At 68.2% G+C, this 11,671-nt stretch carries 10 protein-coding genes; 4 read left to right on the top strand and 6 right to left on the bottom strand.

Annotated elements, in window-relative coordinates:
- Positions 1–89: 89 nt before the first annotated feature.
- Positions 90–1,769: a mucoidy inhibitor MuiA family protein gene (locus ACSQ24_RS04390; RefSeq protein ID WP_436093508.1), complete on the top strand. Its 1,680-nt coding sequence runs from the start codon at positions 90–92 to the stop codon at positions 1,767–1,769.
- A 229-nt stretch (positions 1,770–1,998) separates the two neighbouring features.
- Here the strand turns inward: ACSQ24_RS04390 and ACSQ24_RS04385 are convergent, their stop codons facing one another.
- The 3 genes from ACSQ24_RS04385 to ACSQ24_RS04375 all read right to left on the bottom strand — a co-directional run bounded on the left by ACSQ24_RS04385 (position 1,999) and on the right by ACSQ24_RS04375 (position 4,630).
- Positions 1,999–3,210: a M20 aminoacylase family protein gene (locus tag ACSQ24_RS04385; RefSeq protein WP_436093507.1), complete on the bottom strand. Its 1,212-nt coding sequence runs from the start codon at positions 3,208–3,210 to the stop codon at positions 1,999–2,001.
- A gap of 186 nt (positions 3,211–3,396) precedes the next feature.
- Positions 3,397–3,975, bottom strand: a complete 579-nt coding sequence (locus tag ACSQ24_RS04380; RefSeq protein WP_436093506.1) for a tyrosine phosphatase family protein — start codon at positions 3,973–3,975, stop codon at positions 3,397–3,399.
- An 88-nt stretch (positions 3,976–4,063) separates the two neighbouring features.
- Complete coding sequence (locus ACSQ24_RS04375) at positions 4,064–4,630, bottom strand: dihydrofolate reductase family protein (protein WP_436093505.1); 567 nt, start codon at positions 4,628–4,630, stop codon at positions 4,064–4,066.
- A 304-nt stretch (positions 4,631–4,934) separates the two neighbouring features.
- On the opposite strand from ACSQ24_RS04375, the gene ACSQ24_RS04370 reads away from it, so the two are divergent.
- Together ACSQ24_RS04370 and ACSQ24_RS04365 are read left to right on the top strand one after the other, a co-directional pair.
- Entirely contained in the window at positions 4,935–6,227 is a 1,293-nt protein-coding gene (locus ACSQ24_RS04370; RefSeq protein WP_436093504.1) for an adenylosuccinate synthase, read from the top strand.
- A 31-nt stretch (positions 6,228–6,258) separates the two neighbouring features.
- The gene (locus ACSQ24_RS04365) at positions 6,259–7,488 is read left to right on the top strand and encodes a histidine kinase (RefSeq protein ID WP_436093503.1); all 1,230 of its coding nucleotides are present in this window, start codon (positions 6,259–6,261) and stop codon (positions 7,486–7,488) included.
- A 3-nt stretch (positions 7,489–7,491) separates the two neighbouring features.
- Here the strand turns inward: ACSQ24_RS04365 and ACSQ24_RS04360 are convergent, their stop codons facing one another.
- The 3 genes from ACSQ24_RS04360 to ACSQ24_RS04350 all read right to left on the bottom strand — a co-directional run bounded on the left by ACSQ24_RS04360 (position 7,492) and on the right by ACSQ24_RS04350 (position 9,752).
- A complete protein-coding gene (locus ACSQ24_RS04360) occupies positions 7,492–7,860 on the bottom strand; it encodes a type II toxin-antitoxin system VapC family toxin (RefSeq protein WP_436093502.1) in 369 nt (122 codons plus the stop codon).
- Entirely contained in the window at positions 7,857–8,054 is a 198-nt protein-coding gene (locus ACSQ24_RS04355) for a type II toxin-antitoxin system VapB family antitoxin (RefSeq protein ID WP_436093501.1), read from the bottom strand. Before ACSQ24_RS04355 ends, ACSQ24_RS04360 begins: the two co-directional genes overlap by 4 nt.
- A 75-nt stretch (positions 8,055–8,129) precedes the next feature.
- A complete protein-coding gene (locus tag ACSQ24_RS04350) occupies positions 8,130–9,752 on the bottom strand; it encodes a peptide chain release factor 3 (RefSeq protein ID WP_436093500.1) in 1,623 nt (540 codons plus the stop codon).
- 175 nt (positions 9,753–9,927) lie between these two features.
- Between ACSQ24_RS04350 and ACSQ24_RS04345 the strand changes: the two genes are divergently transcribed.
- Complete coding sequence (locus tag ACSQ24_RS04345; RefSeq protein WP_436093499.1) at positions 9,928–11,610, top strand: methyl-accepting chemotaxis protein; 1,683 nt, start codon at positions 9,928–9,930, stop codon at positions 11,608–11,610.
- The last annotated feature ends 61 nt before the right edge of the window (positions 11,611–11,671 follow it).

Raw genomic sequence — 11,671 nt, 5'->3', positions numbered from 1 at the left:
CGTTCCACCTTCCGGCCCAATTCCGCCCTCGCCGCGCCGAAATCCACCGGGCAAATCGCGGCTGCTTTGATTTGTCGGGGGACAGCATGATGAAGACCGGACTGGCCGCAGCCTTGATTTTCGCGCCGAGCCTCGCTGGCGCCGCCGAGATCGAGTTCGCCTCGAAGATCGATCGCGTCACCGTCTATCCGGATGGCGCAGTGGTGACGCGTCTCGGCAAGGCTGCGCTGCTGCAGGGCGCCTCGCAGATCGTGCTGCGCGGCCTGCCTGCCAGCGTCGATCCGGCCTCGATCCGCGTCGAGGCGCAAGGCGACGGCGCCTTCGCGATCGGTGCGGTCGATGTCCGCCAAGTCCCGGGCGACGCCCGTCCCGCCCTCGACCAAGTGCTCGAAGGCAAGATCCGGGCACTCCAGGGCGAGAAGGCCAGGCTCGCCGGCGAGATCAGCGCGATCGAGGCCAAGCGCGCCACCATCGAGAATTTCGGCAAGGTCGGTCCGGACAGGCTCGGCGAAGGCGGCAAGGTCCTCCCCGTCAGCGACTGGCCGGCGGTGTTCGACGCGATCGGCACCGCGCTGGTCAAAGTCCAGGGCGAACTGCTCGGCTTACGCAACCGCATTTCCGATCTCGACGCCGAGATCGCCGCGCTGGAGAGGGCAAGGCCGCAGGCACCGCGCGCCAGCCAGCCCAGGCGCGACGTCGCCATCGCCGTCGAGGCGAAGGCGCCGGTCGCGGCCGACATCTCGGTCAGCTACCGGGTCTCCGGCGCGAGCTGGCTGCCGGTCTACGAGGCGCGGCTGACCACCGGCAATGCCAATGACGCCGCCGAGATCGCCTTCACCCGCCGCGCCGACCTGCGCCAGCGCACCGGCGAGGACTGGAACGAGGTCGCCGTCGAACTCTCGACGACGCGTTCGGCCCAGGGCACCCGCGCCCCGGACCTCAACCCGTTGCGCATCGCCTTCTACGAGCCGCCAGTGGTCTATGAGGAGCGGGCGCGGCGCAGCGCCCCGGCGACAGCGCGACCGGCAGCGCCTCTCGGCGCCGCGCCGGACGTCGATGCGGTCGTCGCCCCCGCGCCCAAGGAAGCCGAACAGCAGCGCGCCGAGGTCCAGACCGCGACCGTGACGGCCGGCGCCTATCAGGCGAGCTTCAAGGTGCCGGGCCGGGTCAGCATCCCGCAGGATGGCTCCAGCAAGGCGGTGGTTCTAACGCAAGCCAAGATCAAGCCGGAGCTCTCCGCCCGCGCCACGCCGGAGCTCGAGGAGAAGGCCTATCTCGAGGCGAGCTTCAATCATGAGGACGAGGCGCCGCTGCTTGCCGGCGAGGTCTTTCTCCACCGCGACGGCGCCTATATCGGCAAGGGGCGTCTCGGACAGGTCGCGCCGGGTGACAAGGTCGAGCTCGGCTTCGGCGCCGACGACCGCCTCAAGGTGACGCGCGTGCCGGTGCGCCGGCGCGAGAACGATTCCGGCTGGCTCGGCTCGACGCGGACCGACCAGCGCGAGTTCAGGACGGTGGTGAAGAGCCTGCACGCCCAGCCGGTCAAGCTCACCGTGATCGAGCGCGTGCCGTTCTCGGAGAACAGCGCGATCACGGTCGAGCTCCTGTCGCAGAGCACGCCGCCGACCGAAAAACAGATCGGCGACAAGCGCGGCGTCTCGGCCTGGAGCTTCGAGCTCGCGCCGGGCGCGCAGAAGGAGATCCGCCTCGCCTACCGGATCAAGTATCCGGGTGATCGCGAGGTCGTCTTCGACCAGCCGCGGCGATAGGACGCCGGCCCTTTCGGAATTCCTCTGCGCAAGGTTCGTCGCCCAAGCTCCTCCCTTCCCCCTTGTGGGGAAGGGCTGGAGATGGGGGTGGTGCCGCTTGGTGACCGGCGTCAGAAATAGGAAGCCGGCAGTAGCGACCGCGCCACCAGGTTCTACCGATCGTTCCGGCTTTACGACCCCCACCCCTGCCCCTCCCCACAAGGGGGAGGGGTTCCTCGCACCCGACGACCTACTCCGCCGCGATCGCCTGCCAGCCCTGGCCGAGCTCCTGTTCGACCAGGCCGACCCAGTAGCGCACGCCAGCCGGGATGATCTCGTCGTTGAAGTCGTAGAGCGGGGTGTGCAGCCCCTTGAACGAGCCGTCGGCCTCGACGCCGTTGCCGATGCGCATGAAGGCTCCGGGGCAGACCAGCATCATCTCGGCGAAATCCTCGCCGCCCGTGCCGCGCAGCATCTGACCGTTGACATGCTCCGGCCCGACGGCAGTGGATGCCGCCGCTACCGCGACCTTCACCTGTTCGGCGGCGTTCACCAGCGGGCTGGTGCCGCGGTGATAATGGGCCTGCGCCTCGCAGCCCCAGGCCTGCGCCGTCGCCGCCGCCAGCTCGGCGATGCGCCGCTCGATCAGATCGCGCACCTCCTTGGAATAGGTCCGCGCCGTGCCGCCGATGACGAGTTCGGAGGGGATGACGTTCGAGGCGTTCACGTCGCCGCCATGGATGAAGCCGACGCTGATCACGGCCGTGTCGAGCGGCGCGACATTGCGGCCGACGATGCCCTGCAGCCCGAGCACGAAATGCGCCTGCGCATAGGTGATGTCGGTCGAGCGATGCGGCTGTGAGCCGCCATGGCCGCCGACGCCGTGGAAGGTCACCCGCCAGGAATCCGCCGACGCCAGGAAGGGACCGACGGCCGTGCCGAAGCTCGACGCCGGCTGACCGGGCGTATTGTGCAATCCATAGATGGCATCGCAGGGGAAGCGCTCGAACAGCCCGTCGGCGAGCATGGCGTTGGCACCGCCGCGGCCTTCCTCGGCCGGCTGGAAGATCAGGTTGACGGTGCCGCCGAAATCCCGGTTCTCGGCGAGATAGCGGGCGGCCGCGAGCAGCATGGTGGTGTGGCCGTCATGGCCGCAGGCATGCATGCGGCCGGGGAACTTCGAGGCATGCGGCAGCTCGGTCAGCTCCTCCAGCGCAAGACAGTCCATGTCGGCGCGCAGGCCGATGGCGCGCTGGCCCGGTTGATTGCCGCGGATCACGCCGACGACGCCGGTCTGGCCGACATTCTCGGTGACCTCGACGCCCCATTCGCGCAGCTTGTCGGCGACGAGCTTGGCCGTGCGATGTTCCTCGAGGCCGAGCTCGGGATGGGCGTGGATGTCGCGGCGGATCGCCGTGAACTCGGCGTGGTGCGCGCCGAGCCAGTCGTCGAGCTTCGTCATGATTGTCGTTCCCCAGCCTGCGGCGTTCTTTTGCAAGCACGGCTCATGCCAGTGCCGTTCGCCGCCCCCACCAACCTCATACGGCCGATCGCGGCCAAGTCATTCTGCAAACACGGCAAAACGGCCATGCTCCAGGAGACTGACGGCAGATCGGAGGGGTGACGAGCTGGAGGTTGGGGAAAGCGTTCAGCCCGCCATCGCGACTTCGGCGCCGCGGCCGAGATCGGCCATCCACTGGCGATAGCGCGGCTGCGCCTCGAGCTGATGGGCATAATGCCGGCAAAGCGCCGCGGTGAGCCGGCCGCCACGCTTCAATTGCGTGTCGGCAAAACCGATCATCACCGAGTTCGGCCAGGCCTGCGGGCGGATGGCGCGCAGGCGCGCGAACAGGGCGTCCTCGCTTTCATCGGCATGGACCTGCGCCATCAAGGACAGCATCGCCGCGGTCGAGCGCGAGATGCCCATATGGCAATGGACGAGCAGATGCCCCTCCTGCCGCTTCAATGCCGTCTCGCGCAAGCTGGCGCCGAAGTCGAGGATCTCGGCGACATGAGCTTCCGTCGGATGCACGCGGCCTTCTTGCGGCGTGATGATGTCATGGAAGCGCAGCGTCACCCGCTCATGGGCATTGTAGGCCGCGAAGGACTCGAGCTCCGGCAGATCGGGATCGAGCAGCGACAGCACATGGCTGACCTTGCGCGCGCTCTGCGCCGGCAGTTCCTCGATCCCGCAGACGGTGAGGACGGAAATGGCGATCGGCTGCATCGGCTTCGGTCTCGCAAGGTTGCTGGCGCCGGGTTAATCCTCCCTGCGCCTGCCTGCAACTACGGCGGCCGCAGGGCTGCTCTGCCCGTCAGTGCCTGACCTCGTAGCGCAGCCACTGGATGCCTTCACCCAGGGTCTTTGCCCCGGCCAGCGCAAGATTGCTGCGCGCGCCATCGGCGAAGAGCCGCCCGCCGGCGCCGAGCGCGACCGGATAGACCATCAGGTTGTAGGCATCGACCAGCCCGGCGCGCTGCAGGCCATGGACGAGCTTGAGGCTGCCATAGACCAGGATGTCGCGGCCGGGCTCTTCCTTCAGCGCAGAAATGGCGGCGAGGGCGTCGCCCGCCAGGATCGAAGTTCCCTGCCACTCGGCCTTCGTCAGCGTCGTCGAGGCGAGATGCTTCGGCAGCGCGTTGATCTGGTCGGCGAAAGGGCTGCCGGTCACATGCGGCCAGACCGCGGCGAAGGCCTCGTAGGTCCTGCGCCCGAGCAGAAGCGAGTCGGCGGCATCGAGCTCTTCCTGCTTCAGCCGCTCGCCTTCCGGGCCCCGCGTGAACGGTCCAGTCCAGTCGCCGAGGCCGGAGTTCTCCATGCCGACCGGGTCCTCGATGACCCCGTCGAGCGAGATGTACTGGGTGACGACGAGCTTGCGCATGCTGCTTCTCCTGGGATTCGCCGAGCAGCGCTGCGCTGCCCTTCTGCCCAGGCGTCGAAGCAGAAACGGCTGAATCGACAGCGTCCCGAAAAATTCTTTCTCCGGCTTTGCCGCCGTCAGCCTTGACCTCGCCATGCTCTTGGCCGAAGAGGGCTTGCAAGGACCCACCCGAAACCCCGGCCTTGCGCCGGGGTTTTTGTTCGTGCGGGCGCTTGCGTCAGCGTGGTTTCCGAAATCGACCGATCCCGATCGGGCGATGGGAGTTCGCGCTGGCCCTGTAAGTCAGCGAGAGGGAATCACCACCATGGCGAACGTGGTCGTGGTCGGCGCCCAGTGGGGCGACGAGGGCAAGGGCAAGATCGTCGACTGGCTGTCGAGCCAGGCCGATGTGGTGGTGCGCTTCCAGGGCGGCCACAATGCCGGCCATACCCTCGTCATCGACGGCACCGTCTACAAGCTCTCGCTGCTGCCTTCCGGCATCGTGCGCCCGGGCAAGCTCTCGGTGATCGGCAACGGCGTCGTCGTCGATCCCTGGCACCTGGTCGAGGAGATCGCCCGGTTGCGCGCGCAGGGCGTCGCGATCAGCCCTGAGAACCTGCGCATCGCCGACAATGCGACCCTGATCCTGCCGCTGCACCGCGAGCTCGACCATTTCCGCGAGACCTCGAACTCGGCGCTGAAGATCGGCACCACCAAGCGCGGCATCGGCCCGGCCTATGAGGACAAGGTCGGCCGGCGCGCCATCCGCGTCATCGACCTCAAGGACGAGGCGGTCCTGAAGGCCAAGATCGAGCGCCTGCTCGCCCACCACAACGCATTGCGGCGCGGGCTCGGCATCGCCGAAGTCGACGGCGGCGAACTGCTGAAGCAGCTCATCGCGATCGCCCCCGAGGTCTTGCCCTATGCCGACACCGTCTGGGCCCTGCTCGATGCTGAGCGCCGCGCCGGCAAGCGCATCCTGTTCGAGGGCGCGCAGGGCGCGCTGCTCGACGTCGACCACGGCACCTACCCCTTCGTGACCTCCTCGAACATCGTCGCCGGCCAGGCCGCGACCGGCTCCGGCCTCGGCCCCTCCGCCGTCGGCTATGTCCTGGGCATCGCCAAGGCCTACACCACCCGCGTCGGCGAAGGCCCCTTCCCGACCGAGCTCTTCGACGAGATCGGCGAACTGATCGGCCAGAAGGGCAAGGAGTTCGGCGTCGTCACCGGCCGCAAGCGCCGCTGCGGCTGGTTCGACGCCTGCCTGGTGCGCCAGACGGTCAAGACCTCCGGCATCGACGGCATCGCCCTGACCAAGCTCGACATCCTCGACGGCTTCAAGGAGATCAAGGTCTGCACCGGCTACAGGCTCAATGGCGAGATCATCGAGCATCTGCCGGCCGGCCAGAGCGACCAGGCCCGGGTCGAGCCGATCTACGAGGTGATCGAGGGCTGGGAAGGCTCGACCGCCGGCGCCCGCTCCTGGGCCGAGCTGCCGGCGCAGGCGATCAAATACGTCCGCCGCATCGAGGAACTGATCGGCGCCTCCGTCTCGGTGCTCTCCACCAGCCCGGAGCGCGACGATACGATCCTGGTCCAGAACCCGTTCGAGGGTTGACGGACCCGAACAACGCGGACATGTGAGGCCAATGGCCGATTTCCACCCCATTCTGGCGCGTGCGATCGCCGGACTGACCGACAAGTCGCCGGAAGCGCGCCGCTCCGTCTACGACCGGGCGCGCACGGCGCTGCTCGGGCAATTGCGCAGCCTCGACCCGCCGCTCTCCGAAGCCGACATCACCCGCGAGCGGCTCTCGCTCGATGAAGCGGTGTCGCGCATCGAGGCGGAGATCGCGCTCGCCGAGGCAATCGAGCCGAGCCTGCCGCCCTTGCCGGCGGACGAGCCGGCGCCCATCTCCGCTGCGCCTCCCGCACGTCCCCAGTCCGAGCCGAAGCCGCGCCAGGCTGCGCCGCAGGAGATGCCGCGCTTCGACGAGCGGTCGGCATCGCAAGATGATGCGCAACCGCTCCGACCGCGCGTCGCGCCGCCGCGCAAGCGCAGCGTCGACCCCGGCCATGTCCGCACTGCCATCGTCGGCGGCGGCGTCGCGCTTGCCGTCGCCGTGATCGCCGGCTCGGCCTATTACGTCAACAAGATCGCCCCGCAGGACCAGCCGGTCCGGCAGCGCGTGGAGGCTCAGGCGCCGCCGGCGCAGCAGGACCAGGCCGGCAAGATCAGCGAGCGCGCCGGAGGCGAATCGACACCGACGCCGACCCCGCAAACCGGCCAGCGCCCGAACCAGCAGGCGGGCGCCCAGCCCGGCGGCGACATCGCCGTCGCCCAGCGCGCCATCCTCTACATCGAGGTGCCGGACGCACCACAGCAGCCGCGCACCGTGCAGGGCCGCGTCCTCTGGCGGCTCGACAGCGACATCACGGGGCCCGGCCAGCCGGTCGAAACCATCGTCCGCGGCACCATCGAGATCGCGGATGCCGGGCTCTCGCTCGACTTCACCATCCGGCGCAACACCGATACGGCCTTCCCGGCTTCGCACATCATCGGCATGCGCTTCACCACCACCGGCGAGGCGGCGAACGACGCGATCCGCGAAGTCGGCGTGCCGCAGTTCAAGCTCGAAGAGGGCGAGCGCGGCGCGCCGCTCTCAGCCATCTCCTCGGCACTGGGCGAGAACCTGTTCGTCGCGGCCCTGTCGAACGTCCCGGTCGAGGCCGAGCGCAATCTCGACCTGCTGCGCAACCGCAACTGGATCGACCTCCCGGTGCGCTTCACCTCCGGCCGGCGCGGCATCATCACCTTCGAGAAGGGTGGCGCCGGCAATCGCACCATCGCCGAGGCGCTGAGCCGCTGGCAGGGCTGAGGCTCAGCCCTCGGGAACCGCGGCGACGCCGAGCCGTTCGCCCGCCGCTTGCAGCCGCCTATCGCGGGTCCAGATCGCAGCACCTGCAAGACGTGCGGACGCCAGGAGGTGAGCATCGACATAGCCGATGCCGAGCCCATGCAGACGCTCATGCTCGATCAGGCGCATGACTTCGCCATGTGTCGCGACCGGTGCCTGGGGAAGCGCATCAAGTACAGCTATCACGGTATTGCGCCGTGCGATCGAACCGAGCGCCACCTCGGCCGTCACGAATGGATGGATCAGGACACCCTCTTCCGACAGCGCTGCGACCAGACGCGGTTCGCTGCGCCGCAGATGGTCGATCCACACCGACGTGTCGAGCAGGATCACGCTGCAGGCTGACGCCTGCGCGGCGCCGCAACCGCATTGGGATCGGAGCCGCCCAGCTTGATGGCTCTTCGCGCAGCTTCGCGCTGGACCAACGCAGTCAGCGCCTCGCGCAGCAGCACCGATCGTTCGGTGATGCCTGTATAGAACTGGGCCTTCTCGAGGAGCTCATCGTCCAGCGTTACGGTCGTCCGCATCAGGCGTGCCTCCGGTGCGCATCAAATGTAGCATCAAACGATGCGCATTTCCATGCTGCCCACTGGCCGCTATCCTCAGGCCCCCGCCACCTTCTGATAGTCCTTCACATCGGAGAAGCTGATCTCCGGCGCGCGCTCGGCGTCGTATTTCAGGGTGAACTGCGACGAGGCCATGAAAACCGGATCGCCATCGAGGTCGTCCGCCATCGAAGATGGCTTGGCGCCGACGAATTTCTGCAAGGCCGCCTTGTCGTCGCTCGAGATCCAACGCGCGATCGCGAACTGGCAGGGTTCGAAATCGACCGGGAGGGAATATTCCGCCTCCATCCGCTCCTTGAGCACGTCGAGCTGCAGTGCGCCGACGACGCCGACGATCGCAGGCGCGCCGTCATGCGGCAGGAAGAGCTGGACTACGCCTTCCTCCGCCATCTGCTGCAGCGCCTCGCGCAGCTTCTTCGCCTTCATCGCGTCCTTGAGCTTGACGCGGCGCAGGATTTCCGGCGCGAAACTCGGCACGCCGCGGAAGACGATGTCCTCGCCTTCGGTCAGCGTGTCGCCGATGCGCAGCGTGCCATGGTTCGGCAGGCCGACGATGTCGCCGGCATAGGCCTCTTCGGCGATCGAGCGGTCGCGGGCGAAGAAGAATTGCGGCGCGTTCAGCGGCAGCGGCTTGCCGGTCCGCACCAGCCTGGCCTTCATGCCGCGCGAGAGCTTGCCCGAGCAGACCCGCATGAAGGCGATGCGGTCGCGGTGGTTCGGGTCCATGTTCGCCTGGATCTTGAAGACGAAGCCGGTCATCTTCGGCTCGCCCGCCTCGATCGTCCGCTTGTCCGCCTGCTGCGCGCGCGGGCTCGGTGCCAGCCGCCCGAGCGCGTCGATCAGGTCACGCACGCCATAGTCGCGCAGCGCCGCGCCGAAATAGACCGGCGTCAGATGGCCCTCGCGGAAAGCCTCGAGATCGAAGGGCTTGCAGCCCTCACGCGCCAGGAAGACCTCCTCGCGGAAGGTATCGACGGCGCCGTTGGGCAGGAGCTCGTCGAAGAGCTTGTCGTCCTCGCCGTCAACCCTCTGGCCGGCATCGCTCTCGTCGCCCTTCTGGTTACGGCGCAGCGTGTTGCTGGCGAGGTCGAGCGTGCCGACGAACTCCCGCCCGCGCCCGACCGGCCAGGTCATCGGCGCGACGTCGAGCGCCAGCGTCGTCTCGATCTCGTTGAGCAGGTCGAAGGGATCGCGCGTCTCGCGATCGACCTTGTTGATGAAGGTGACGATCGGGATGTCTCGGAGACGGCAGACCTCGAACAGCTTCTTGGTGCGCGCCTCGATGCCCTTGGCGGCGTCGATCACCATCACGGCCGAGTCGACGGCGGTCAGCGTGCGATAGGTGTCTTCCGAGAAGTCCTCGTGGCCCGGCGTGTCGAGCAGGTTGAAGACGCGCCCGTCATATTCGAAGGTCATCACCGAGGTGACGACCGAGATGCCGCGCTGGCGCTCGATCTTCATCCAGTCGGAGGAGGTCTGGCGCCGACCGGCCTTGGCGCGGACCTCGCCGGCGAGCTGGATGGCGCCGCCGAAATAGAGCAGCTTCTCGGTCAGCGTGGTCTTGCCCGCGTCCGGGTGCGAGATGATGGCGAAGGTACGCCGGCGCGCATGGGGCGCCGCGGCCTCAGCCGGGTTGTCGAGCATGGAGAGATCGGTCATGGCGTGGTGAAGACAGGATGCGCCGCGCAAGTCAATCGGGCGAACCGTCATCCCGGGATCGCCGCCCGCGCATCACGAGCCCTCCAACGCTAATTTAACCAAGCTGCGCGTACATCGCTGCTGGGTTCCCTGCCGCGCACCGTGACAAAGCCGCGGCTCCCGATTCGCGACACAGATGGCCACGCTGCGCACCATCTCGAGCCAGATCCTCGCCGCGATATCGCTTCTCGTCATAGCCGCCGCGATCGCTATCAGCCTCGGGATCTATAGCCTTAGCCGCTATGCCGCGATGACCGACGAGATGCAGTCGGTCACGCACCGCTCCGCCCTCGCCGAGCGGATCAACGGGCTGGTGAACGCCGTCGTGATGGAATCGCGTGGCATCTATATGAGCGAGGGCGCCATCGGAGCAGAGCGCTTCGCGCCGCCGCTGCTGCAGAGCCTCGCCGAGATCGACCTGCTGATGGCCGAATGGCAGCCGCTGGTCGAGGAGCAGGAGCGCGCCGACTTCGAAACCCTCAAAGCCCGCATTCGAGAATTCATCCGCTTCCGGCGCGACATCGTCCGACTCGGGCGGCAGGGCGCTACGGCGGCGGCACGTGTAGCCGGCAATGACGATGCCAATCGCGATAATCGCAAGGCGCTCAACGAGACGCTGAAGCGCATCGCGGGCAGCTATGACGGGCGAAGCGCTGCGCTCGACGCCAGGCTCGAAGCGATGCAGCGCGACAGCGTCAACCTGCAGATCGGCGTCGGCGCCCTCTCGATCCTGACCGGTCTCGGCCTCACCGTCCTGGTCGTGTATCGCCGCGTCTCCCGCCCGCTGCGCAGGCTCGCGACGACAATGCGCAGCCTGGCGGCGGCCGAGCCCGTCACGACCGTTCCGCTCGTGCGCCGCCAGGACGAGATCGGCGACATGGCGCGGGCGGTCGAGGTCTTCCGCGACAACGCCCTCGCTCGTGAGGCCCTAGAAGCCGCCGCCGCGCGCAACGAAGCCGGACGCGCCGCGCGCCAGCAGCGGATCGCCGAAATCGTCGCCGCCTTCGATGCCAGGCTCGCCGATGCTCTCGAAACCGTCGAGACCGGCGCCCACACGCTGGAGGGCACGGCGCGGATCGTGAACGAGATCGCCAGCGCCCGAACCGTGCAGATCGACGGAGCGCAGAACGCCTCCCAGGACGCCTCCGACAAGGTCCAGCAAGTCGCGGTGGCGGCCGAGGAACTGTCGAATTCAATCGCCGAGATCGCCGACCGTGTGATCCGGGCGAGCGCCATGGTCAGCGGCGCCGCGCAAGAGGCACGCGACGTGAGCCAGCGCGTCGATGGTCTCGCCCGCGCCTCGGAGCGCATCGGCAGCGTCATCGACCTGATCCGCGACATCGCCGAGCAGACCAACCTGCTCGCGCTCAATGCGACGATCGAGGCTGCCCGAGCCGGTGAGGCCGGGCGCGGCTTCGCCGTCGTCGCCACCGAGGTCAAGACACTGGCGAGCCGCACCGCGGAGGCGACGAACAGCATCGCCAGCCAGATCGGGGCCTTCCGCGGCGAGGCCACGGGTGCTGTGGAGGCAATCGGCGCGATCGCCGCGACGATCACCGAAGTCTCGCAGCACACCACTGCCATCGCCGCTGCGACCGAGCAGCAGAAGAGCACCACCTCGGAAATCGCCCGCAGTGCCCAGGCGACTGCCGACGGTGCTGCGACTGCGACCCTGGCGCTCGATAGCCTCGCCGCGGCCTCCGGCGAAGCGACCGGCGCGGCGTCCGATACGCTGCGCACCGCCGAGAACCTGGCGCGCGAGGCGGAAGCGCTGCGCGGCGCGGTGGCGACCTTCTTCGGCCAGGTCAAGGCCGCCTGAACCGACCTGCCGGAGCGACCGATCGCAGCCGCGCCTATCGGCCTGCGCTTCGGGAGACGCT

Source organism: Allobosea sp. LjRoot237, assembly GCF_964253285.1.
Classification (GTDB): domain Bacteria; phylum Pseudomonadota; class Alphaproteobacteria; order Rhizobiales; family Beijerinckiaceae; genus Allobosea.
The sequence above is the reverse complement of the archived record's forward strand: the minus strand, read 5'-3'. Positions and strand labels throughout refer to the sequence as shown.